27 protein-coding genes are annotated in these 23414 nt (G+C 56.8%); 12 read left to right on the forward strand and 15 right to left on the reverse strand.

The features are described 5' to 3' along the window. Positions 1 to 153: 153 nt before the first annotated feature. Together MWU60_RS06890 and MWU60_RS06895 are read right to left on the reverse strand one after the other, a co-directional pair. A complete protein-coding gene (locus tag MWU60_RS06890) occupies positions 154 to 732 on the reverse strand; it encodes an outer membrane beta-barrel protein (RefSeq protein ID WP_247226506.1) in 579 nt (192 codons plus the stop codon). 306 nt (positions 733 to 1038) lie between these two features. After that, complete coding sequence (locus MWU60_RS06895; protein ID WP_247226507.1) at positions 1039 to 1539, reverse strand: Lrp/AsnC family transcriptional regulator; 501 nt, start codon at positions 1537 to 1539, stop codon at positions 1039 to 1041. A 165-nt stretch (positions 1540 to 1704) separates the two neighbouring features. Here MWU60_RS06895 and trxB point away from each other — a divergent pair, with 165 nt between their 5' ends. The 3 genes from trxB (at position 1705) to MWU60_RS06910 (ending at position 5055) form a co-directional block, all read left to right on the forward strand. After that, positions 1705 to 2670 carry a thioredoxin-disulfide reductase gene (gene trxB, locus MWU60_RS06900; RefSeq protein WP_247226508.1) on the forward strand — a complete coding sequence of 322 codons (966 nt, stop codon included), beginning with the start codon at positions 1705 to 1707 and terminating at the stop codon, positions 2668 to 2670. A 3-nt stretch (positions 2671 to 2673) separates the two neighbouring features. Then, positions 2674 to 3123, forward strand: coding sequence for an RES domain-containing protein (locus tag MWU60_RS06905; RefSeq protein ID WP_247226509.1), 450 nt, complete (start codon positions 2674 to 2676; stop codon positions 3121 to 3123). Between the two features lie 222 nt (positions 3124 to 3345). After that, positions 3346 to 5055, forward strand: a complete 1710-nt coding sequence (locus tag MWU60_RS06910) for a bifunctional sulfate adenylyltransferase/adenylylsulfate kinase (RefSeq protein ID WP_247226510.1) — start codon at positions 3346 to 3348, stop codon at positions 5053 to 5055. A gap of 39 nt (positions 5056 to 5094) precedes the next feature. On the opposite strand, the gene MWU60_RS06915 is transcribed toward MWU60_RS06910, so the two are convergent. Further along, entirely contained in the window at positions 5095 to 5319 is a 225-nt protein-coding gene (locus MWU60_RS06915) for a DUF1150 family protein (protein WP_247226511.1), read from the reverse strand. Between the two features lie 3 nt (positions 5320 to 5322). Further along, entirely contained in the window at positions 5323 to 5736 is a 414-nt protein-coding gene (locus MWU60_RS06920; protein WP_247226513.1) for an Hsp20 family protein, read from the reverse strand. Positions 5737 to 5901: 165 nt separating this feature from the next. Here MWU60_RS06920 and MWU60_RS06925 point away from each other — a divergent pair, with 165 nt between their 5' ends. The 3 genes from MWU60_RS06925 to MWU60_RS06935 all read left to right on the forward strand — a co-directional run bounded on the left by MWU60_RS06925 (position 5902) and on the right by MWU60_RS06935 (position 7731). Next, positions 5902 to 6120, forward strand: a complete 219-nt coding sequence (locus MWU60_RS06925) for a DUF465 domain-containing protein (RefSeq protein ID WP_247226514.1) — start codon at positions 5902 to 5904, stop codon at positions 6118 to 6120. Between the two features lie 62 nt (positions 6121 to 6182). Beyond that, the gene (gene purE / locus MWU60_RS06930; protein ID WP_247226517.1) at positions 6183 to 6671 is read left to right on the forward strand and encodes a 5-(carboxyamino)imidazole ribonucleotide mutase; all 489 of its coding nucleotides are present in this window, start codon (positions 6183 to 6185) and stop codon (positions 6669 to 6671) included. Next, positions 6664 to 7731 (forward strand): 5-(carboxyamino)imidazole ribonucleotide synthase, encoded by a 1068-nt coding sequence (locus tag MWU60_RS06935; RefSeq protein ID WP_247226519.1) that lies wholly within the window; start codon positions 6664 to 6666, stop codon positions 7729 to 7731. Before purE ends, MWU60_RS06935 begins: the two co-directional genes overlap by 8 nt. 25 nt (positions 7732 to 7756) lie before the next feature. Here MWU60_RS06935 and MWU60_RS06940 read toward each other — a convergent pair whose 3' ends face one another. From MWU60_RS06940 to MWU60_RS06970, 7 genes are all read right to left on the reverse strand, one after another. Further along, positions 7757 to 8482 (reverse strand): alpha/beta fold hydrolase, encoded by a 726-nt coding sequence (locus MWU60_RS06940; protein ID WP_247226520.1) that lies wholly within the window; start codon positions 8480 to 8482, stop codon positions 7757 to 7759. A gap of 52 nt (positions 8483 to 8534) precedes the next feature. After that, positions 8535 to 9371: a DMT family transporter gene (locus tag MWU60_RS06945; protein WP_247226521.1), complete on the reverse strand. Its 837-nt coding sequence runs from the start codon at positions 9369 to 9371 to the stop codon at positions 8535 to 8537. A 3-nt stretch (positions 9372 to 9374) separates the two neighbouring features. Continuing rightward, a complete protein-coding gene (locus tag MWU60_RS06950; protein ID WP_247226522.1) occupies positions 9375 to 10220 on the reverse strand; it encodes an NAD(P)-dependent oxidoreductase in 846 nt (281 codons plus the stop codon). A gap of 81 nt (positions 10221 to 10301) precedes the next feature. Continuing rightward, positions 10302 to 10925 carry a LysE family translocator gene (locus MWU60_RS06955; RefSeq protein WP_247226523.1) on the reverse strand — a complete coding sequence of 208 codons (624 nt, stop codon included), beginning with the start codon at positions 10923 to 10925 and terminating at the stop codon, positions 10302 to 10304. A 168-nt stretch (positions 10926 to 11093) separates the two neighbouring features. Next, entirely contained in the window at positions 11094 to 12737 is a 1644-nt protein-coding gene (gene groL / locus MWU60_RS06960) for a chaperonin GroEL (RefSeq protein WP_247226524.1), read from the reverse strand. Between the two features lie 49 nt (positions 12738 to 12786). Beyond that, positions 12787 to 13071 carry a co-chaperone GroES gene (locus MWU60_RS06965; RefSeq protein ID WP_247226525.1) on the reverse strand — a complete coding sequence of 95 codons (285 nt, stop codon included), beginning with the start codon at positions 13069 to 13071 and terminating at the stop codon, positions 12787 to 12789. A gap of 111 nt (positions 13072 to 13182) precedes the next feature. Beyond that, a complete protein-coding gene (locus MWU60_RS06970) occupies positions 13183 to 13647 on the reverse strand; it encodes a MarR family transcriptional regulator (protein ID WP_247226526.1) in 465 nt (154 codons plus the stop codon). Between the two features lie 65 nt (positions 13648 to 13712). Between MWU60_RS06970 and hmgA the strand changes: the two genes are divergently transcribed. Both hmgA and MWU60_RS06980 read left to right on the forward strand, forming a co-directional pair. Further along, positions 13713 to 15068: a homogentisate 1,2-dioxygenase gene (hmgA, locus tag MWU60_RS06975; RefSeq protein ID WP_247226527.1), complete on the forward strand. Its 1356-nt coding sequence runs from the start codon at positions 13713 to 13715 to the stop codon at positions 15066 to 15068. Then, positions 15065 to 16036, forward strand: coding sequence for a fumarylacetoacetate hydrolase family protein (locus MWU60_RS06980; RefSeq protein WP_247226528.1), 972 nt, complete (start codon positions 15065 to 15067; stop codon positions 16034 to 16036). The genes hmgA and MWU60_RS06980 overlap by 4 nt, the downstream gene beginning before the upstream one ends. On the opposite strand, the gene ccoS is transcribed toward MWU60_RS06980, so the two are convergent. From ccoS to ccoG, 4 genes are read right to left on the reverse strand one after another with little or no spacing between them, the layout of a single operon-like run. After that, the gene (ccoS, locus tag MWU60_RS06985) at positions 16033 to 16191 is read right to left on the reverse strand and encodes a cbb3-type cytochrome oxidase assembly protein CcoS (protein WP_247226529.1); all 159 of its coding nucleotides are present in this window, start codon (positions 16189 to 16191) and stop codon (positions 16033 to 16035) included. The genes MWU60_RS06980 and ccoS overlap by 4 nt on opposite strands. After that, positions 16188 to 18335 carry a heavy metal translocating P-type ATPase gene (locus MWU60_RS06990; RefSeq protein WP_247226530.1) on the reverse strand — a complete coding sequence of 716 codons (2148 nt, stop codon included), beginning with the start codon at positions 18333 to 18335 and terminating at the stop codon, positions 16188 to 16190. Before MWU60_RS06990 ends, ccoS begins: the two co-directional genes overlap by 4 nt. Then, entirely contained in the window at positions 18332 to 18784 is a 453-nt protein-coding gene (locus MWU60_RS06995; RefSeq protein ID WP_247226531.1) for a FixH family protein, read from the reverse strand. The genes MWU60_RS06990 and MWU60_RS06995 overlap by 4 nt, the downstream gene beginning before the upstream one ends. Further along, positions 18784 to 20196 carry a cytochrome c oxidase accessory protein CcoG gene (gene ccoG / locus MWU60_RS07000; protein ID WP_247226532.1) on the reverse strand — a complete coding sequence of 471 codons (1413 nt, stop codon included), beginning with the start codon at positions 20194 to 20196 and terminating at the stop codon, positions 18784 to 18786. Before ccoG ends, MWU60_RS06995 begins: the two co-directional genes overlap by 1 nt. A 152-nt stretch (positions 20197 to 20348) precedes the next feature. Between ccoG and MWU60_RS07005 the strand changes: the two genes are divergently transcribed. From MWU60_RS07005 to MWU60_RS07020, 4 genes are read left to right on the forward strand one after another with little or no spacing between them, the layout of a single operon-like run. Next, positions 20349 to 20690, forward strand: a complete 342-nt coding sequence (locus MWU60_RS07005; protein ID WP_247226533.1) for a RidA family protein — start codon at positions 20349 to 20351, stop codon at positions 20688 to 20690. Positions 20691 to 20728: 38 nt separating this feature from the next. After that, positions 20729 to 21958, forward strand: a complete 1230-nt coding sequence (locus tag MWU60_RS07010) for an MFS transporter (RefSeq protein WP_247226534.1) — start codon at positions 20729 to 20731, stop codon at positions 21956 to 21958. Positions 21959 to 22010: 52 nt separating this feature from the next. Then, a complete protein-coding gene (msrA, locus tag MWU60_RS07015) occupies positions 22011 to 22661 on the forward strand; it encodes a peptide-methionine (S)-S-oxide reductase MsrA (protein ID WP_247226535.1) in 651 nt (216 codons plus the stop codon). Positions 22662 to 22704: 43 nt separating this feature from the next. Next, positions 22705 to 23406 carry an SGNH/GDSL hydrolase family protein gene (locus MWU60_RS07020; RefSeq protein ID WP_247226536.1) on the forward strand — a complete coding sequence of 234 codons (702 nt, stop codon included), beginning with the start codon at positions 22705 to 22707 and terminating at the stop codon, positions 23404 to 23406. Positions 23407 to 23414 lie beyond the last annotated feature (8 nt).

The raw sequence follows: 23414 nt of genomic DNA on the forward strand, positions 1-23414 counted from the left end.
ATCACCGACCCAAGGCCATCTGTTCGCGCTACGGTTTTGGGTCAATGTGAAGGGAAGGGCGTCCGCTGCAGTGGGCGCCCTTTTCTTTTGTTGATATGATCAGGAAAAAGGGCTGCACATAGCTGTGGGGCCCATGATCAACAACGCGCGGTCTTAGAATTTGAAGGACCCGCGAAATGATATCGAAGTCGCGTCCAGATCTCTCTCGCCCGAAGCAACACCTACATCTAGATCACCTGTCGTACTGCGCGAAAAGAGCTCTGCACCCACGATAAAGCTGTCCGAAACGGCGTAATCGGCACCAATGCCAAAGCCAATGCCGCTACCCGCGTATTCAATGCCGTCGCCGCTGTCGAAAGCAATCGTTGCAATGCCCACAACGCCATATCCCATCAGCTGATCGAACGCGTAACCTGCCTTTAGTTTGAGGTCACCGTAAGCAAATGCGAATTCCTCAGGATCATCCTCGAACGAAACATTTGGAGCAGCCGAAATCGCATATTCACCGCCAAATACAAAATCGCCGTTTTGGACTTGATACCCGACGAATAGGCCTACAGCGCCGTGTTGTTCGACATCTAAACCGGTAGAGTCTGTGGCGAGCGTTGCTGACAGCTCACCTGATGTCACGTTCGAGAGCCCGCCGCCCAAATAGAGGCCACTCCAATCCGCTAGGGATGCCGTCGGGACGAGAGCGGTGCAGGCCACCGCCATTGCTTTAAGAGTTTTCATATTCTCAGAGATCCTTACGTTGACTGCGTTGATATCGCTTAGGGCGATAAGTTTGCGGCGTGGCTAAATTATGGCGCGTATATTGCGTCGTAAAGTCATAGCATGTTTGACTGCATTCGCTGGAACGACGCAGCAATTGGTAGCTGAATAAGTCTAAACGGCCAGAATGAAGGACATGTCCGCTTCGCCAGTAGATGCCCATACTATCCAGATCATCCGAGCAAGAAATCAGCTGTCTTTATGTGCAAGCATAAATTTCAAACGGATCCTTCGCACCAAAACCTAACAAATGTGCTGCGCAGTCTATTATGCTTCCTGCGCCAGCCGCGCCTCAAGCACGTCAAATGGAACGCCCGGTTCATCCTTGGCCCCCCGGATCACCAGCGATGTTTTTACGGATGCGACGTTTTCTGCGCTTGTCAGTTCTTCGGTCAAGAACCGTTGAAATGTGCGTAAATCAGGGGCCACGCATTTGAGGATGAAATCGACCTCACCATTCAGCATGTGACATTCGCGCACAAGCGGCCAGCCTTGGCACCGGGCCTCGAATGCGCTTAGGTCCACCTCGGCCTGACTGACCAAACCGACCATGGCAAAGACCTGCACTTCGAACCCCAATTCGCGTGAATTGACATCGGCGTGGTAGCCTTGAATGAACCCTTGTTCTTCCAAGGTGCGTACCCGGCGCAGGCAAGGTGGCGCAGAGATTCCCACGCGCTTGGCCAGTTCGACGTTGGTCATACGTCCGTCCGCCTGCAACTCTGCCAGAATCATCCGGTCAATTTCGTCCAATTTCGTCCCTGGCATCGGATATTCCCTGATATTTTTGCAAATACTACGCGTATGCCGGTGGTCGCGCAAGATTATTTCAAGTGATCGCAACAAAAGATCGTGTTCAATTGGCGGCTTGTTGGTCTTTTATCATCCCGCCTGCGCCGCTATATCGGGACCGACACATCAAAAGAGGCTGCCATGACCGAGACGCGACATATCAAAGCACTGATCATTGGGTCTGGTCCTGCGGGCTATACTGCGGGCGTCTATGCAGCGCGCGCGATGCTGGAACCTGTGTTGATCCAGGGGATCGAACCCGGTGGTCAATTGACGACAACGACCGAGGTCGAAAACTGGCCTGGTGATACCGAGGTGCAGGGCCCCGATCTGATGGTGCGGATGGAAGCACATGCGCGTGCGATGGGCTGCGAAATTGTGGGCGACATCGTCACAAAGCTTGATCTGCAAAACCGTCCTTTCACGGCCACTTGCGATAGCGGCGCGGTTTACACGGCGGATGCTGTGATCTTGTGCACAGGTGCGCGGGCGAAATGGTTGGGGCTGCCATCAGAAGAGAAGTTCAAGGGCTTCGGCGTCAGCGCTTGTGCGACCTGCGATGGGTTCTTCTATCGCGGCCAAGAGATCGTTGTTGTGGGCGGTGGCAACACGGCTGTGGAAGAGGCGTTGTTCCTGACCAACTTTGCCTCAAAGGTCACATTGGTCCATCGCCGTGATGAGCTGCGGGCCGAGAAGATTTTGCAGAACAGGCTCTTTAACAACCCCAAGATCGAAACACTCTGGTTTCATGAGGTTGATGAAGTTTACGGGGCCGATACACCGTTGGGTGTGGAAGGTGTGCGCGTCAAGCACACGCAGACCGGCGCAATTACGGATATCCCGGCCAAGGGCGTCTTTGTCGCCATCGGCCATGCGCCGGCGACTGAGCTGGTCAAAGATCAGTTGGAAACCCACAACGGCGGCTATGTCAAAGTGACGCCAGGCACGACCAAAACCGAAATTCCCGGTGTTTTCGCCGCGGGTGATCTGACGGACCACGTGTACCGGCAGGCCGTCACCTCGGCCGGGATGGGGTGTATGGCCGCACTGGATGCCGAGAAATACATCGCAGAGATGGAAGATGATCAGGCTGTTGCGGCTGAGTAGGCCATGCCAGAGCAGTATGTTCTGACGCTGGACGGCATCTACTACCGTATGAAGGCCCTGACCGAGGCTGCCGATATTCTGGCACCTGCCCATGCGCCTGAAGGCCGGTCGCATCGGGAGGGGCAGCGTGCGCTTTATCTGTCCGCCTCGCCCGAAGGCTGCGTTGTCGCAACGGCGCGCTATACCGATGACGCGACACCTGGCCGCGGCATCTTTCCTTTGCGGGTTACCAATGCGCGGGTCGTTGATCTGCGCGATGATGCTGCAACCGCGGCCCTTGGGATCGACACGCGTCACCGCGCGATTGAGTGGCAAAGCCTGCGGGCCAAGGGGTTGCATGTCGCCGACATGGGATCTGGCGGATCGGGTGCGTGCGCTGGGGTTGGATGGTATGCTTTATGCTTCGCGCACAGACCCGCAAAAGACTCACCTGACGCTGTTTCAGTGGAATGAAGCCGGGACGAATGCGAAGGTTCGCGAGGCGGGTCCGGTTTTGGAAATAAACACCCGATAAACGGCCCTATTGTGCCGAAAATCTAGCCCGGCCGCGCGGTATGTCGCTGTGACAGGACACAGATGTGCAGATTGCTGTTTTTTTGCGCTGCGGCCTCTAGACATCGCATAGAAGCAAGGTCTATGCCGCGCGAAATATGATTTTTATGATGTGAGTTTAAAATGTCCCAAGACCTTGCCCCGATCCCGGAATTATTCGTCTCTTACGAGAGCGCACAGAAGATGAAGCTGGACGCCGCAGAGCTTCAAAGCCATGATCTGACGCCGCGCCAGATTTGTGATTTGGAACTGCTGATGAATGGCGGTTTCAATCCGCTGAAAGGGTTCCTGTCCGAGGCGGATTACAACAGCGTCGTGGACACGATGCGCCTGACCGACGGTGCACTTTGGCCAATGCCAATCACCCTTGATGTGTCAGAGGCTTTTGCTAAAACCGTTGAACTGGGCCAGGATATTGCCCTGCGCGACCAAGAGGGCGTGATCCTTGCAACCATGACCGTGACCGACAAATGGGTGCCCAACAAATCCCACGAGGCAGCACAGGTGTTTGGGGCCGACGACAGCGCACACCCTGCGGTCAACTATCTGCACAACCATGCGGGCCCGGTGTATCTGGGCGGCCCGATCACCGGCATCCAGCAGCCCGTGCACTATGATTTTCGGGGTCGCCGCGACACACCCAACGAATTGCGTGCCTATTTCCGCAAACTGGGCTGGCGCAAGGTTGTCGCTTTCCAAACGCGCAATCCGTTGCACCGCGCCCATCAGGAACTGACGTTCCGTGCCGCAAAAGAGGCGCAAGCGAACCTCTTGATCCATCCGGTCGTGGGCATGACCAAACCGGGCGACATCGATCACTTTACCCGCGTGCGCTGCTACGAGGCCGTGCTGGATCAGTACCCTTCAGCGACCACGACAATGTCCTTGCTGAACCTCGCCATGCGTATGGCTGGACCGCGCGAGGCTGTCTGGCACGGGCTGATCCGCAAGAACCACGGCTGCACGCATTTCATCGTAGGTCGTGATCATGCGGGGCCGGGTAAGAATTCAGCGGGTGAGGATTTCTACGGGCCCTATGATGCGCAGGACCTGTTCCGCGAACATCAGGGTGAAATGGGCATCGAAATGGTCGATTTTAAGCACATGGTCTATGTGCAGGACCGCGCCCAATATGAACCTGCGGATGAGATTGCGGATAAGGATGACGTGACGATCCTGAACATCTCGGGCACCGAATTGCGTCGTCGTCTGGCCGAAGGTCTGGAAATCCCTGAATGGTTCTCTTTCCCGGCTGTTGTGGAAGAGTTGCGCAAGACGCGGCCACCACGGGCGCAGCAAGGCTTTACCGTATTCTTCACCGGCTTCTCAGGGTCGGGCAAATCCACCGTTGCTAATGCGCTGATGGTCAAACTGATGGAAATGGGCGGGCGCCCAGTGACGTTGCTGGACGGCGATATCGTGCGCAAAAACCTGTCGTCCGAGCTGGGCTTCAGCAAAGAGCATCGCGATCTCAACATTCGCCGCATTGGTTATGTCGCCTCCGAGATCACCAAAAACGGTGGCATCGCGATCTGTGCGCCGATTGCGCCCTATGCGACGACACGGCGCGCGGTTCGCGAAGAGATCGAGCAGTTTGGTGCCTTTGTCGAGGTCCATGTCGCCACGTCGATTGAAGAGTGCGAGCGGCGTGACCGCAAGGGGCTTTATAAGCTGGCGCGTGCAGGCAAGATCAAGGAGTTCACCGGTATCTCGGACCCTTATGACGTGCCAGAGAACCCTGAGATTCGGCTAGAGACTGAAAGCGTGCCGGTCGATAACTGTGCGCATCAGGTGATATTGAAGCTGGAAAGCCTTGGCCTGATCAAAGCGTAAGAGTGTGCGTAAGGTGGATCATGATCCACCTTACGCTTCTTAATGAACCGTCACCGGTTCCATGTTGTTTTCGCGCGCAAGGTGAAACGCCAATTTGCGGTCGGCGACGAGTGCGAGTTGTTCGCCGTCGGCATTGTGCACTGAAAACAGCTCTTCCAGATCGCCGACCTTTTCGCGCATCTCGGTAGGCAGTTCTGCGGCAAGGATAGGTTTGACGTAGACGATGCCTTGTCCGAATTTTTCGAAATCAAATTTCGTGTCCATACCTTATCCTTTTTTGATGTTGATGGTTTGCACGACCCGTTCGGGCACCGCGCGGGTCAGGTCCACGTGCAGCAGGCCATTTTCGATGATCGCCTCGCCAACATCGACACCGTCAGCCAGCACAAATGAGCGTTGAAACTGACGTGCGGCGATCCCGCGATGCAAGAAAACCCTGCCTTCGCTGTCGTCGGCCTGACGTCCCCGGATGACCAGCGCGCTGTCTTCGACAGTGATTGCCAGCTCATCCTCGGCAAAGCCTGCCACGGCAAGCGTGATCCGGTAGGAATTCTCGGAGGTTTGTTCGATATTGTAAGGCGGGTAGCCTTCGTTCCCGCTTTTCGCGGTCCGTTCGACCAGCCGTTCCAGCTGTTCAAATCCCAAAAGGAACGGATGCGTTCCCAAAGCCAATTTTGTCATAAGACATGTCCTTTGCTTAAGCGACTGTCGATGTGGGCCCCGAAACCGGCGACCGTTGTGGAAAATATGGGGGTGCAGGGTGGTTTGATCAAGAGGAAGTATTAGCTTCTTAACACATACCCATTGTAGAATAGGGATGAAGAATAGCGTCTGGATGGCCCCGCAATGAACACATCTGCAAAAATGGAACAGCTTGAGGTCTTGCGGGTCAAGCTTGCGGTGCTGCGCCGCGAACACCGTGATCTGGATGAGGCAATTGAGGCGCTGCATGCCCGTGGATCATCCGACATGCTGACGATCAAACGCTTTAAAAAGCAAAAGCTTGCATTGAAAGATCAGATTGCGCAGCTCGAAGACCGGATTTTGCCCGATATCATCGCCTGATGGCATTGCCGCGCGCCCTACCTTAGCTATAGTGCCGCTTCCTTGTGAAGGTGGAAGACGCGATGACCAAACCCCTTGTCGGTATCATTATGGGCAGCCAGTCGGACTGGCCCACGATGCGTGAAGCCGCCGATGTGCTGGATGAACTGGGCGTGGCCTATGAAACCAAGATTGTATCAGCCCACCGTACACCGGATCGGTTGTGGGATTATGGCAAGACGGCGGTTGATCGTGGGTTGCAGGTGATCATTGCAGGTGCTGGCGGTGCTGCGCATTTGCCCGGTATGATGGCATCCAAGACCCGTGTGCCGGTCGTGGGCATCCCGGTACAGACCAACGCACTGTCTGGTGTCGACAGTCTTTATTCCATCCTGCAAATGCCGCGCGGCTATCCTGTGGCCACGATGGCCATCGGGGCGGCGGGGGCCAAGAACGGCGGGTTGATGGCCGCAGGGATCCTTGCCTTGCAAGACCCTGATTTGGCCGCGCGACTGGATCAATGGCGCAGTGATCTGAGCGCATCAATTGCGGATGAACCTGTCGATGAGTAACCCGCTGCCTGTTGGCGCAACCGTTGGTATTCTTGGCGGCGGTCAGCTGGGCCGTATGCTGGCCGTGGCCGCAGCCCGTCTTGGTCTGAAAACCCACATCTTTGAGCCGGGTGCCAATGCGCCTGCGGGCGATGTGTCCCACCGGGTGACGACCGCAGGCTATCATGATGCGGCCGCATTGACCGCCTTTGGTAAATCCGTCGACGTCATCACCTATGAGTTTGAAAACATCCCCACCAGCGCGCTCGATCTTTTGGAAACGCTGGCCCCCATTCATCCGGGCCGACAAGCGCTGGCGACCAGTCAGGATCGCTTGACGGAAAAGACCTTCTTGCAAGACCTAGGCCTGCAAACGGCGCCTTTCGTGGATGTTGCAAATGCGGACGATCTTGCGGCGGCAATCGCCAGCATTGGCACGCCCGCGATCCTGAAAACCCGCCGTTTGGGTTATGACGGGAAGGGGCAAGCGCGCATCATGCAGCCGGGCGATGCCGCGCAAGCGTTGGATGACATGGCAGGTGCGCCAGCGATCCTTGAGGGTTTCGTCAACTTCAGCCATGAGGTGTCTGTGATTGGCGCGCGCGGGCCTGATGGGGCCGTTGCGTGTTACGATCCGGGCGAAAACGTGCATGAAGCAGGCATCCTGCGCACGACCACGGTGCCTGCAAAACTGACACCCGGCCAACGAACCGATGCTGTACTGATCGCCGCACGCATCCTGAATGCGCTCGACTATGTGGGTGTCATGGGGGTGGAGCTGTTTGTCACGCCTCAAGGCCTGATCGTCAATGAGATCGCCCCGCGGGTCCACAACTCGGGCCATTGGACGCAAAACGGCTGTACGATTTGTCAGTTTGAGCAGCATATCCGCGCGGTCGCAGGGTGGCCTTTGGGCGATGGATCAAGGCACGCGGATGTGGTCATGGAAAATCTGATCGGCGACGATATGGACCGTGTGCCCGCATTGGCCAAAACGGATGTCGCGGTGCATCTCTATGGTAAGGCCGAGGTCAAACCAGGGCGCAAAATGGGTCATGTGAACAAAGTGATGAAGCCTTAACCCGATCGTTCGAGGTTAATCCGGTTCAGTCCGTCCCGAAAATGATATCTGTCAGACTGAGGTTGCGATCAAAGTAGCCGTCGCGCAGAAATGCGCGCACTTCTTCGATGACAAGCGGATTGTTCATCATAAAGGTATGTGTCACGGGCAGGACCATATGGTCGCGCATGCCTTCCAGCCGTGTCGATTCGACCGATACTTTCCCGTCATCCGGTCCGTCGATCAGCGTTGAATAGAACGGGTTCAATGTACGATCGCCAGCAATGATCCCAATCTCGTAAGGCAAAAGATCCAACCTATTTGGCAGGCTGTCCTCTTGTGTCCCAAGCTGAAGCCCCGCTGGTCCATTGACCCACTGAAACGGCTCAAAATCACCAAAAATATCAACGAGTTCGGACCCGCCGTTGGGTGGCCCCAGCATCACAACGCGCCCCATCTGTGCAGGGCGATTGTTGGTCAGCCATGCGCGGACAAGGATACCGCCCATCGAATGGGTCACGAAATTCACACGCCTGTCACCACAGGCTGCGACGTCTTCGGCCAGATGTTCTTCGACCAATGTCTGGATATTGGCGGTCGTGGAGGGATAGCCGCGATTGATCACCAGATAACCGTCGTCCTCCAGGACCAGCTGCAATGGTGTAAATGAAATCTCTGTCCGCGCCAGCCCGTGCAGCATCACAACGCATTCCTGCGCGATTGCCGCACTGGAAGCAAAGATGCCAAAAAGAGACGCCCAAAGATACTTCATTCGTTACAGTTAGCATTAGAAGAGTTTCGCAAAACCCCCCGCCAAAAGAAACCTAACGTCGCGCCGTCAATGATACCGCAATACCGCCCAGCACCAGACCGCCCGCAATCAACAGGCGCAGGGTCAAAGCTTCGCCGAGGAACGCAACACCAGCGGCCACCGCGATCACAGGAACGCTCAGCTGTGCAATCCCCGCGACAGTTGTCGGCAACGCGGGCAGGGCGCGATACCACAGCGCATAGCCAAGCCCCGATGTAATCGCGCCGGCAATGATAGCGGTGATCACGCCGGGTAAGGGCATTTGGCCGATCCCGGCCCAGAGCATTGCAAGGGCCACCAGAGGAAAGCACAACAGAAAGTTGCTTGCGGTGGCCCCCAGCGGGTCCGCCTCGGCCCGTCCAAGTAGGGTATAGATCGCCCAAGCTGCCCCCGCAATTGTCATTGATATCGCACCACCTATCGGCACGAGTGTGGTTCCGCTGGGCCAGAGCAAAACACAAAGGCCCGTCAGTGCGATGGCTGCTCCGAGCCAGCGCAGCAGGGGGATCGTTCCCCCTTCCAGAACGGCCCAGCCGAAGACGACGATTTGCAGCACGCCAAAAAGGATGAGTGCACCAAGCCCCGCATCCAACGTGATGTAGGCCCATGAAAAGCCGACCATATAGACGGCAAGTGCGGTGGCTCCTGCCAATCGTTTGGTGGACATGATTGCGGGGCGCGGTGCTTTGCGCATCGCAACCAAGGCCCACAACATGGCAGCCCCTGCACCGGTGCGCACCGTTGCAAAATCCATCGGATCCATGCCTTGCAAGGCCACGCCGATCCGGTTCAGCACCGAATTGGCCGCAAAGGCGCACATGGTCAGTGCAACAAGGGCAAACAGCCGCATTCCCTAGCCGCGGTTGTAGGCGGCAGAGACAAGGATGGCGGGATCGTTTTCGCCCAGACCTTCGGACAGGGCGATCTTTTGGCGCGCGGATGTGTGATCAAGTGTTGGTGCTTCTAGCCGATAGGCCTTCACGACGCGTCGGAAGACGTCGTTGTCCTTATGCGCCGCTGTAATCGTGAATCCGGTGGTTGGGTCCTCTCCCAGGATTTTCGGGATACGGTCAGCGATCATTGGCATGCCTGCGGGTCCGCCGCACAGGATGCGCAGCGCCGTTTCCAGCGGCAGGCCCGCCCGTTTGGCCAATGGCATCATATCGTCCAGCCCGCTGAAATAGCATTGGATCATGCTGTTATTGATTGTCTTCATCACGATGCCAGTCCCCAACGGGCCGACATGAAAGATGCGTCCGGAAAACGCAGAAATTGTGGATTGCGCGCGGGCAGCAGCAGCATCGCTGCCGCCGATGAACACACCACAGTTGCCAGTCAAGACCAACTCGGGACCACCAGAGATGGGGGCATCCACGGCCGAGGCACCATTCGCTTCGAAGCGATCAATCCGGTCTTGCAGAAGAGTGGGAACGACGGTGCTGGTCTCAATGATTTGCTTGCCTTTCAGATCGAGCGCAAGGCAGGCATCAAGAACATTCGCAACGGCATCATCGTTGAGCAAGCTGAGGATGAGGGTATCACTTCGCGCGACGAGCGCGGCAAGGTCGGGGGCTGCTTCAATCCCATCAACCGCCCGCCCGCTGCGGGTCCACCCAATGACAGGATGCCCCTGCGCTTGCATCCGCCGGGCAATCGCGCTGCCCATGCGCCCCAGTCCGATAACGCCGATGCGTTCCATACCAGTCTCCCTCTCTATTGCGCAGAGTTGATACCGGATGGGTGGAAATGGGAAGGGCTACAAAATCTTTTGAACGGATCGTCAGTCTGACGGAATCGCGCGGTATCCCTTGACGATCATTGCGATCCCAACCCCTGTCAGGCCAAGCCCGCTGAGGATATCGACATTCAGCCAGCGCGATGTGGCGCGCTTGACTGCTGCGCGGGTCAGCAACGCGTAGGCGAGGATCGAAATGGCGTCCAGCACGATGAATACTGCACCATAGACGGCCCCTTGCAACAGGACGTTGTGCTGCGGTGAGATGAAGGCAGGAAATAACGCCACAAAGAAGACGATTGCTTTGGGATTTGTGACGCAAGCAAAGAAACCGGCCCAGAAGGTGCCAGCATCTGATTTCATCGGCGGGTTATCTTTGGGGTGTGTGGCCTGCCGAAAGCTTTGCCATGCCATGAAAAGGATAAAGCAACCGCCAACGATCTGAAGCACCGGCAGAACCTTTTCAGACAGGGCGATCAACACGGTCAAACCACCAACCGCCACAGCGACATGGACCATGGTACCCAAAGCATCACCTGCAACAGCGATATAGGCCGCGCGCGGGCCATTGCGTAAGGCCTGCGCGGTTGCAAAAGCAACAGACGGTCCGGGGACGGCCACAAACATCAGCGTCGTGGTCAAGAAGGCAAGGAATAGAACGACGTCCATGATGTTACCCTTGAAGACAGAATGACCTCCAGAATGTATCTGGTCGTCGCCTGTCTTTCAAACGCGCAGTGCAGGCATGGCCCCATATCAACAAAAAGGGGCGGCCCCTTGCGGAACCGCCCCTGTTATTTGCGATGTGTATCGTTTCTGCCCGCAGGCAAAAGCGTTTTACATCATGCCGCCCATGCCGCCCATGTCGGGCATGCCGCCGCCGCCGCCAGCACCTTCTTTGGCAGGCTTGTCTGCAACCATGGCTTCGGTTGTGATCAGAAGACCTGCAACAGAAGCTGCGTCCTGCAGTGCTGTGCGCACAACTTTGGCTGGGTCGATAACGCCGAACTTGAACATGTCGCCATATTCTTCGGTCTGCGCGTTAAAGCCGAACGCCGCATCGCCGCTTTCACGGATTTTACCAGCAACAACGGACCCGTCGACACCAGAGTTTTCAGCGATCTGACGCAGTGGTGCTTCAAGCGCCTTGCGGATGATCGTGATACCAACGTCTTGGTCAGAGTTTGCACCCTTAAGACCGTCAAGTGTCTTGCCAGCCTGAACCAGTGCCACACCACCACCAACAACGATGCCTTCTTGCACGGCAGCGCGTGTCGCGTTCAGTGCATCGTCAACGCGGTCTTTACGCTCTTTGACTTCCACTTCGGACATGCCGCCGACGCGGATAACAGCAACACCACCAGCCAGCTTGGCCACGCGCTCTTGCAGTTTTTCACGGTCGTAGTCGGATGCTGTTTCGTCGATCTGACCACGGATCTGTGCAACGCGTGCTTCGATCTCAGCCTTGTTGCCAGCGCCATCAACGATTGTTGTTTCGTCTTTGGTGATGGAAACGCGCTTGGCCGAACCCAGCATGTCGATTGTGACGTTCTCAAGCTTCATGCCCAGATCGTCAGAGATGACCTGACCACCTGTCAGGATCGCGATGTCCTGCAACATGGCTTTACGACGGTCGCCGAAACCAGGTGCTTTGACAGCAGCGATTTTGAGGCCGCCACGCAACTTGTTCACGACGAGCGTGGCAAGTGCTTCGCCTTCAACATCTTCAGCGATGATCAAAAGTGGCTTGCCGGACTGGATCACGGACTCGAGCAGTGGGACCATTGGCTGAAGTGACGAAAGCTTTTTCTCGTGCAGCAGGATGATCGCGTCTTCCAGCTCTGTCGTCATCTTGTCAGGGTTCGTGACAAAGTAAGGGGACAGGTAGCCGCGGTCGAACTGCATGCCTTCAACGACGTCAGTTTCTGTCTCAAGACCTTTGTTCTCTTCAACAGTGATGACGCCTTCGTTGCCGACTTTCTGCATCGCGTCAGCAATTTGCTGGCCGATGTCAGCTTCGCCGTTTGCAGAGATCGTACCAACCTGTGCAACTTCGTCGCTGTCAGAAACAGGGCGTGAGGCGGCTTTGATCGATTCAACAACTTTTGTTGTGGCAAGGTCGATGCCGCGCTTGAGGTCCATTGGGTTCATGCCAGCAGCAACAGATTTCATGCCTTCGCGAACGATCGCCTGGGCCAGAACTGTTGCAGTTGTTGTACCGTCACCGGCTTCGTCATTGGTGCGGCTGGCCACTTCTTTGACCATCTGCGCGCCCATGTTTTCGAACTTGTCTTCAAGCTCGATCTCTTTGGCGACAGATACACCGTCTTTGGTGATGCGTGGTGCGCCGAACGACTTGTCCAAAACCACGTTGCGACCCTTCGGGCCCAGAGTAACCTTTACCGCGTTGGCGAGAATGTTGACACCAGCAAGCATACGATTGCGTGCGTCGGTATCGAATTTGACTTCTTTAGCAGCCATTTTCATGTGCTCCTTCAATTAGATAAGATGTGAGGGCGAAGGCTGCGGCTTACATGATGCCGAGCACGTCGCTTTCTTTCATGATCAACAGCTCTTCGCCGTCGATCTTGACCTCTGTGCCGGACCACTTGCCAAATAGCACTTTGTCGCCGGCTTTGACGGACATCGCAATCAGCTCACCGCTGTCTTTGCGTGCACCTTCACCAACGCTGACGATTTCGCCTTCTGCCGGCTTCTCTTTTGCGTTCTCAGGAATGATGAGACCGCCTGCTGTCTTTTCGTCGCTTTCAATGCGACGGACCAGTACACGGTCGTGAAGTGGTTTAAATGCCATTTCAGAACTTCTCCAGTTCGTGTTTCTCCCATGTTAGCACTCAACAGTGTCGAGTGATAACGCAGCGTAAGTAGGGATCAGACCGAAGCGAGTCAACAGGTGCCTTGCCGTTCAGTTGGAGTTTTTTGTTTTTGGTAAATTTCTGGTTTCCAAACCCGCTATCCGGCTTAGGCAGGACTTTAGTGTTGCGACCTCTTGGGGCGTAAACTGTGCCGTGATTTGATCGTCAAAGCGCCGGGCCGCAGCGCAGATATCGGCAAAGGCCGCTTGGCCTGCCTTTGTGAGATGCAGGTTTTCGTGTCTGCGGTCCTGCGTCATCTGTTGCCGTGTAAGGAACCGCTTTTGTTCCAATGCGGCCACCGCCCGGCTGATCTTGGTCTTATGAACCCGCGCCATCTGTCCGATCTCTTTGGCTGTCAGCGCCCCGTAACGGCCAAGATGGAACAAGGCCCGCCATTCTGTGCGCAACATGCCATAGCGTTCCTTATAGTGTTTCTGGAATGCGAGCCCTGATGCTTCAGCCGCTTGGTTCAGCAGGTAGGGCAGGAAATCCTGAAGTTCAAAATCAGTATCCATCTTTGGGTTCCCGCTTGTTAGTTACAAAAACAACTAATATCTGACCTCTAACGGAGGACATCGCGATGAACAAGCAAACCGCACCCGCCCACATGGTTCAGGCCCCATCCTTGCCCGGTCCGCATGCAGGCTACATGCCGGGGTTTGGCAACGACTTTGAGACTGAGGCGTTGCCGGGTGCTTTGCCCCAAGGCATGAACAGCCCGCAGAAGTGCAACTACGGTTTGTATGGCGAACAGTTGAGCGGGACAGCGTTCACCCATGAACGGCCCGAGCGGACGTGGTGCTATCGTATCCGGCCTTCGGTCAAGCACTCGCATCGCTACTCCCGTATTGACGTGCCTTACTGGAAATCCGCGCCTCATGTGGTGGAGGATGTGACCAGCCTTGGCCAATATCGCTGGGACCCGCTGCCTCATGGCGACACGTCGCTGACTTGGCTGTCGGGTATGCGTACAATGACCACGGCAGGGGATGTGAACACCCAGGTCGGCATGGCGAGCCATATTTATGTGGTGACCGAAAGCATGGTCGACGACTACTTTTATTCAGCGGATAGTGAGTTGTTGGTCGTCCCCCAAGAAGGCCGCCTGCGCTTTGCGACCGAGTTGGGGATCATTGATCTGGAACCGCAGGAAATCGCGATTATCCCTCGCGGATTGCTTTACCGGGTCGAGGTGCTGGAAGGCCCTGCGCGCGGCTTTGTCTGCGAAAACTACGGGCAGAAGTTTGAGCTGCCGGGCAGGGGCCCGATTGGGGCCAATTGCATGGCGAACCCGCGCGACTTCAAAGCACCCGTCGCGGCCTTTGAAGATCGCGAAGTGCCCTCAACAGTCACAATCAAGTGGTGTGGACAGTTTCACCGAACCGACATCGGTCACAGCCCGCTGGATGTCGTTGCATGGCACGGGAACTATGCACCGATGAAATACGATCTGAAGACATATTGCCCGGTCGGGGCCATCCTGTTCGATCACCCCGATCCGTCGATCTTTACGGTGCTGACCGCACCCTCTGGTCAGCCGGGGACCGCCAACATCGACTTTGTACTGTTCCGCGAACGCTGGATGGTGGCCGAAGATACGTTCCGCCCACCTTGGTACCACAAGAACATCATGTCCGAACTGATGGGCAACATTTACGGACAATATGATGCCAAGCCCAAAGGGTTCGTCCCCGGCGGCATGTCGCTGCACAATATGATGCTGCCGCATGGGCCGGACAAGAACGCGTTTGAAGGCGCCAGCAATGCTGATTTGAAAGCGGTGAAGCTGGACAATACGATGTCGTTCATGTTCGAGACCCGCTTTCCGCAGCATCTCACGGCGTTTGCAGGGAACGAGGCACCCTTGCAGGATGACTATATTGATTGCTGGACGTCGCTTGAGAAGAAATTCGATGGCACGCCGGGTGTGAAATGAAGGTTGCGAGTGTTTGGATCAGTGGCGAGGCTGAGGTGGATGGTGCCTTGACCGTCGTTAGTGACGATCTTGCGACCTGCCGAAGTGATCTCAGGTGTTGCTCACTGCAAGGCGCATTGGATACCTGTAATTATCATGTTGACGGCCCGCAGGTCGATTTTGATCCGCTGCATTGCCTGTCACCCCTACCACGTGCCTATCAGTTCCTTGATGGTTCTGCCTACGTGAACCATGTCGAACTCGTCCGCAGGGCGCGCGGTGCCACCATGCCGGACAGTTTCTGGACCGATCCGCTGATGTATCAGGGTGGCTCTGATAGCTTCCTGGCGCCGACCGATCGGATTATCGGTGATCCTGCCTGGGGCATTGATTTCGAGGGTGAGGTTGCCGTGATTACTGGCCCTGTGCCGATGGGTGCCGACAGGGCCAAAGCGCTTGATGCGATCCGCTTTGTGATGCTGTGCAACGATGTGTCCTTGCGCAATCTGATACCTGATGAACTGGCGAAGGGTTTTGGCTTTGTGCAGTCGAAACCGGCTTGTGCGTTTTCCCCCGTGGCGGTCAGCCCCGACGCGTTGCCGGGGTGGCGCGACGGTAAACTGCATGGTGTGATGAACGTGGAGTTGAACGGACAGCCCTTTGGGCGGTTGCAAACCGGTGTTGATATGACGTTCGACTTTGGCGACCTGATTTGTCACGCGGCCAAAACCCGCAACCTTGCAGCCGGAACCATCGTCGGGTCGGGTACCGTATCAAACAAACTGGATGGCGGGCCCGGCAAAACCGTGGCTCAGGGTGGCGCAGGCTATGCCTGTATCGCCGAACAACGGATGATCGAGACGATCCAGCAAGGTGCGCCGCAGACCCGTTTCATGCAGCCGGGTGACCGGGTGCAAATCTGGATGGAGGATGAGCGCGGCCAAAGCATCTTTGGCATGATTGATCAGACGGTGCAGGCGCTGGGCTAGGACCCGCGCGGCGCGTCGTCATCCTCGGACAGGATACGCCAAGCGTCACCGTCAAGGTCTTCGTATTGGTCGTTGCGCAGGCTCCATAGGAACGCCGCAAGGCCTAGCCCGCCAAGGACCAGTGATACCGGGATCAGGACGACAAGGACGTTCATAGCTTGCCTTTCAGCCGGAGTGCGTTCAGCAGCACCGTAATCGAAGACGCCGACATTGCGATAGAGGCAATCAGCGGGGTTGCGAATCCAGCCAACGCGATGGGGACGGCGATGACATTATATACTGTCGAGATCGCAAAGTTTTCGCGGATGCGTTTCAGCGCGGCGCGGGCCACCAGCGGCAGTTCGATCAGGGGTGTCAGACTGTCATTTAACAGTACGATATCAGAAGCCGCGCGCGATGCGTCTGCTGCCGTCGCGGGTGAGACTGATGCGTAAGCAGCAGCCAGTGCGCCCGTGTCATTCAGGCCGTCACCGACCATCAGGACCTTTGCGCCCTTGGTGGTCAAATCGTCGATATAGGCGATCTTGTCAGCGGGTTTGGTATCGGCCTGCCAATGGGCGATGCCCAATGCGCTTGCAATCTTGGCGGTCTCATCGGCATGGTCACCCGACACCAGATGCACCTCCAACCCGGCCTCTTGCCAGGCACGCACCAAGGCTTCCGCACCATCGCGAAGTTCTGAGCGCAGGGTGATCTTCTGGGCAGGCTGGTCGCCGATCTGGATGTAAGTGCCGTTTCCGGCGCCGAACCAAGCACCTGATCCAAGCCGCACATGCTGGCCTTGGTATATTGCGCTTAGACCTTTGCCTGCGTGCTCTTGATGATCACTTAAGACGGCGGGGGTCACCCCGTCCAGCGACGCCGCTATCGCTTGTGAAACAGGGTGCGTCGCGTTTTGCGTCAGGGCAAGCGCAACAGACAGCGCCTCAGCGTTCAAGGCGTCGCGCCCGGCGGCAGGCATGGTCAGCGTGCCGGTCTTGTCAAAGACGACCGTATCCACTTCGGCCAAGCGTTCCAGCGCTGTACCATCTTTCACCAGCAGACCCGCTCGAAACAGCCGGCCCGCTGCGGTTGTGGAAACCGCGGGTACGGCAAGGCCCATTGCACATGGGCAGGTGATAATCAGAACCGCCACGGCGATGTTCAGCGACAGCCGGACATCACCAGAATAGAGCATCCAGCCGCCAAATGCCGCCAAGGCCAGCAGGTGCACGATCGGGGCGTATAGCGCTGCCGCCTGGTCTGCTACCGCCGTGTAGCGATTGCGGACCGCCTCTGCCTCATCCACCATCGTGACCATTTTGCGCAGGGTCGTTTCAGCGCCCACCGTTGTGGCCCGGATCGTCAGCGGTCCGGTCATATTGACCTCACCCGCTGTGACGGCGGTGCCGGCGCTGGCATTGCTTAAACGGCTTTCACCGGTCAACAGCGATCGATCGATTTCGCTGCTGCCTTCGATCACTTGCCCGTCCACCGGGATGCGTCCGCCCGGCAAGACCTGCACCAGATCGCCAATCGCGAGGTCGGCAAAGTCGACCATCTGGCGGACGCCATCGCGCAGGCGCATCACGCGCGGCACTTCAAGCGCAGAAAGTTGGGCCGCAGCAGAGGCGGCGGCTTTGCGGCTGCGATGGTCCAGATAGCGGCCAATCAGCAAAAAGAAGGTCAGTGTCACTGCGGCGTCAAAATATGAGTGATGCCCGCCATAGATCGTCTCATATAGCGAGATGCCCGAGGCAAGGATGATCGCCAATGAGATCGGGACGTCCATATTCAGACGCCCTACCTTTAGCGACCGCCAGCCACTGTTGAAAAAGGGCTGTGCGGCATAAAGCAATGTCGGGATCGCGATGATCGCGGTGATCCAGTGGAACAAATGCATTGTCGCGCCAACCGCACCTGACCATACGGCCACCGACAACAGCATGATATTCATGTTCGCAAAGCCGGATACAGCCAGACGGGTCATCAGGCCGCGCCCATAGTCATCGGCCTCGGCCCCAAGCAGACTGGTGTCCAGAACGCGGGCCTCGAACCCGGCCAGTTCAAGCCGGTCGATCAGCTCTTCAGGTGCGATCGGTTGGTTGGTGCCGACCGTGACCCGCTTCATGCTGAGGTTCACGCGTGCGTTGGCGACGCCATCCATCGCGCGCAAGGCCCGCTCAACCCCGTTGATGCAGGCCACGCAGTGAATACCGGGCAAGGACAAGACGATCTGCGATGTGCCATTTGAGGCGGCTTTTTCAAGCTGCCCTTCTGGCAGGCCCACACAGGCCGGACAGATCGTCGTGTCGGTCATTTTGCGGTAATCGGGAAACGGCGACGGAATTTAGTGCCATCAGGGGCGATCAATTCAAGGCGCAGGTTCCAGTAGCCTTCGGTCATTTCAACGGGTGCGGTATAGGCCGTGCCGGTCCATGTGAAGGCGGGCACTGTGTCCATGTTGACGTTTGTGGCTTGTCCCAAAATGGCGTGTGTGACCTCTGCGCGCAGAGGTGCGCCCATGTGATCAAGGATTTCGACGGTCAGAACCCCATCTGCAATGTCAGCGCTGACATCCCAACGCAGGGCGTTTTGCGCAGCGCGGTCGGCCTGAAATGACTGGCTGACCTCATATGAGTTGCGCGCCTCTACCCCCGGGAAAGTCGCGATTGCATTCCATGCCAGCGTCAGATTGACCGCGACGATAATGCCAAAGCCGCCGACCATAAGGCCCAGCATGTGCCATCCTGTGAATTCACGTGTCATTATTGGGCTCTCCCGTTAAAGATTGCGTCTTTGTGCGCGCGTTCGCCTGAGACCAGATCTTCGACCCAGAACCGCAGATCGGTGCGGTCGGTGGATGCGGCCGGATCAATCGGGCGGGCAGAGACATAGACGCGCTGTAAGTAAGTTTCATTGGCAGGCACGATGATGCTGCGCTGGGCTGTGCCTTCCAGCTCAATGCGCAGGATTTCGTCCGAGGTCAGTGACAGGTGGAACTCGCGATCCTCACCATGTTTGTTCAGCAAGCGAATATCATAGATGTTGCGCACGGTGCCATCAGACAGGGTCACAAAGGTCGGATTGCGGATGGCTGCAACAGTCATCTCGATGTCGGCGCGGATGAAAAGAGCAAAGACTAAACCCACGCCGATCGCCGCCCACATGGTTGTATAAAGCACGGTGCGGAAGCGGAAAACATGCTGCCACAGCTTTTTGGCAGGTTTGCCTTTGGCCTCTTCTTCTTGATCCGACAGAGCAAGGTAGTCGATCAAGCCGCGCGGCTTGCCGATCTTGTCCATCACATCGTCACAGGCGTCGATGCAAAGCGCGCAGGTGATGCACTCCATCTGCTGCCCGTCACGGATGTCGATGCCCGCAGGGCAGACGTTCACGCAGGCCATGCAGTCGATGCAGTCGCCTGCACCCTCGATCCGTTTCTTCCCGCGTGGTTCGCCTCGCCATTCGCGGTAGGCGACGGTCAGGGTTTCGGGGTCCATCATCGCAGCCTGAATGCGCGGCCAAGGACACATATAGTTGCATACCTGTTCGCGCATGAAGCCGCCGAAGATAAAGGTCGTGGCGGTCAAAATAGCAATCGTCGCCCAAGCGATAGGCGGCGCGCTAAATGTGGCCAGACTGACAGCCAAAGTTGGCGCGTCGGCAAAGTAAAAGACCCATGCGCCGCCCGTTGCCACTGAAATCAGCAGCCAAACAGTCCATTTTGTGACACGAAGACGGGTTTTGCGGAAAGACCAATCCGCATTCCAAAGGCGCACCCGCGCATTGCGGTCGCCTTCGATCCAACGTTCAACAAGAATGAAAAGATCGGTCCAGACGGTCTGTGGGCAAGTATAGCCGCACCAGACCCGGCCAAGGGCCGAAGTGAAAAGGAAAAGGCCAAGGCCCGCCATGATCAGCAGGCCTGCGACAAAGTAGAATTCATGCGGCCAAATCTCGATCCAGAAGAAATAGAAACGGCGGTGCGCCATGTCGATCAGAACGGCCTGATCGGGCAGGTTCGGGCCACGGTCCCAACGGATCCAAGGTGTCAGGTAGTAAATGCCCAACGTCACAGCCATCACCCACCATTTCAGGTTCCGGTAAAAGCCTTTGACCCGCCTCGGAAAAATCGGTTCGCGCGGCGCGTAAAGCGGTTGGTTTTCGGATGAGGACATAGGTGACCTGCACTGGATAGAGTTCTGTTCGCAAGATTGGTTTTAAGCGGTAGGCGGGGAATATCTTTGATGTGGATCAAGCAAGTCATGCTAAGTGATTGCGTCTGGTCGGATGCTGCGGCCATAAAGCAAGACAAACCAAAGGAATTGGCATGATTGAACGTATTGAAACTGGCGCACGCTCTTCAAAGATCGTCAAACACAACGGGGTGGCATATCTGACCGGCCAGGTTGCCGAGGGCGACACCATTCAGGATCAAGTGCGCATCTGCCTTGAAAAGATCGACACTTTGTTGGTTCAAGCCGGATCGTCACGCGAAAAAATGCTGCGCGTCACGATTTGGCTGGCGGATATGAAAGACTTTGCCGGACTAAACGAGGTATGGAATGCGTGGGTGCCAGCCGGGCACGCACCGGCGCGCGCCTGCGGCGAGGCGAAACTGGCACGACCTGAACTGAAGGTCGAATTCATCGTGGATGCCGCCTACGACTAGCCTCGCATTTAGGCCCAGATAGGCGTAAGCCTATCCCCATGAAGATCGTTCGTCTTGAAGATGCTCACACCCTGCCGCTTTGGCGCAGGCCGACGTCGCTGTTGTTTGTTATGGCAATGGCGATGCCCATTGCCTTTGCGACATGGTCGGCATTGCTGAATAACTTTGTGATTGAGGTTGCAGAGTTTGATGGCTCTGACATCGGCTGGCTGCATACCGTGCGCGAAATTCCGGGCTTCTTTGCGATTGGGGTCATCGCGCTGATCATGTTCATCCGCGAGCAGGTCTTGGGGCTTGTGGCCTTGATCATGCTGGGTGCGGCCACCGCAGTCACGGCGCAATTCCCGCAGATGGGCGGGATTTTGGCGGTCACGATGCTGTCGTCGATTGGCTTTCACTATTACGAGACGGTCAATCAATCTTTGCAATTGCAGTGGATTGATAAAAAGCGCGCTCCGCAAACACTGGGCTGGATCTTGTCGGCGGGCTCTGCTGCGACGCTTGTCGTGTATCTTCTGATCGTGATCAGTTGGGAACGCTTTGGGCTGACTTATAGCATTGTTTACTGGCTGTCCGGCGGGTTCACGGCTGTGGTCGCCGCGATCTGTCTGTTGGCCTATCCACAGTTCGAGACCCCCCATCCGCAGATCAAAAAGATGATCCTGCGCAAACGCTATTGGCTCTACTACGCCCTGCAATTCATGTCCGGTGCCCGGCGACAGATTTTCGTGGTTTTCGCGGGCTTCATGATGGTCGAGAGATTTGGTTTTGCCGTCGATGACATCACCAAGCTTTTCATGGTGACGCTTTTGATCAACATGCTGGTTGCCCCGCTTTTGGGCAGATTGGTGCAAGTGTTCGGAGAGCGGCGCGCGTTGGTCTTTGAGTATGCGGGTCTGTGTCTGGTGTTCTTCGCCTATGGCGGCATCTACTATTTCGGCTGGGGTGTGATGTTGGCGACCGCTCTGTACATCATAAACCACCTCTTTTTCAGCCTCGCCTTGGCGATCAAAACCTACTTTCAAAAGATTGCAGACCCACAAGATATCGCACCTACCGCTGCCGTGGCCTTTACCATCAACCACATCGCGGCCGTCTTCTTGCCTGCGCTTTTGGGTTATGTTTGGCTGCAATCACCGGGTTTGGTCTTTCTGATGGCGGCAGGCATGGCGATTATCTCGCTGTTGCTTTCCTTGCTGATCCCGCGTCATCCCGCCCCCGGTCACGAGACCGTGTTTCAGGGCCGTTTGTTGGCAGCCGCGGAGTAGTAAATCAAATGGTCAGCGCTATATCATAGCGGAACCTGATAGGAGCACGCTTATGTTTTTCATGTCCCGCACAAAATCTGAAATGGTCGCAAAGGATGCAGCCCTCCCCGGACGTGAGGCCGCTATTCCCACGGCTGACACCCATTTCGTGTACGGCACACCACTCACAGGTGAAGTCCCCGCAGGTATGGACGAAGCGATGTTCGGCATGGGTTGTTTCTGGGGCGTTGAGCGGATGTTTTGGAAGCTTGATGGCGTGCAGTCCACGATGGTGGGTTATGCCGGTGGCTACACGCCGAATCCCACCTATGAAGAGGTGTGTTCGGGCAAAACCGGTCACAACGAAGTGGTGCGCGTGATTTTCGATCCTGGGGTGATTTCCTACGATGCGCTGTTGCAAGTCTTCTGGGAAGGGCATGACCCAACCCAAGGGATGCGACAGGGAAATGATGCGGGCACGCAGTATCGTTCCGGCATCTATATCTACTCTGCCGCGCAAAAGGCTGCCGCTGATGCATCAAAAACCGCCTTTGCGCCGCGCCTGTCCGAAGCCGGTTATGGGGCAATCACGACAGAGATCATTGACGCACCCACCTTCTATTTTGCCGAAGATTACCACCAGCAGTATCTGGCGAAAAACCCCAATGGGTATTGCGGTATCGGTGGCACCGGCGTGACCTGTCCCATCGGCGTCGGGGCCTAGACCAACGCGTGATGCGCTTGATATTGCAGCCCGCGCGCTGCTGATGCCTGTCGTGTTGGGGCAGGCCGTTTTCGTGCGCACACGCTACATCGCCTTGCCAGAACCAGAGGGCGTGCGCAGCGGCACCGTTGGCAACGGACCCGCTTTGCGTTTGCTCATCCTCGGGGACAGTTCTGCTGCGGGCGTCGGAGTGACAACACAGGCCGATGCTTTGCTGGGTCAACTGATTGCAGGTCTGGCGGGACATATGACCGTGCACTACGATCTGGTCGCGCAGACAGGTGCTAAGACGGCAGATGTGCTTGAGTGGTTGGAAGACATGGCAGCGACTGATTATGACGTGGTTATCACGGCGCTTGGCGTCAATGACGTGACCAAGGGCGTATCGCTGCGTCGATGGCTCGGCCAGCAAAACGCGCTTTTTGACGGGATTCAAAACCGGTTCCGGGCTCGCCAGATTGTTGTTTCTGGGCTGCCGCCAGTGGGGCAGTTTCCACTGCTGCCGCACCCGTTGCGTTGGGTGCTCGGACGGCAAGCGGCCCGGTTTGACCGTCACTTGCGCAAGCTGGTGGCCACGCGCCCCGGATGCACCGCCGTTGAATTTGATCTCAGGCTGGATGAAAGCAACATGTCCGAAGACGGGTTTCATCCCGGCCCGGTGGTCTATGCGGTCTGGGCTGAGAAGATTATCGATATCGTGCTGTCTGCACCTGAATTGCTTGACGCAGGGCAAGCCGCGCCATAACGGGGCGC

This window comes from Yoonia sp. F2084L (assembly GCF_023015625.1).
In the GTDB taxonomy this organism is placed as follows: Bacteria; Pseudomonadota; Alphaproteobacteria; order Rhodobacterales; family Rhodobacteraceae; genus Yoonia.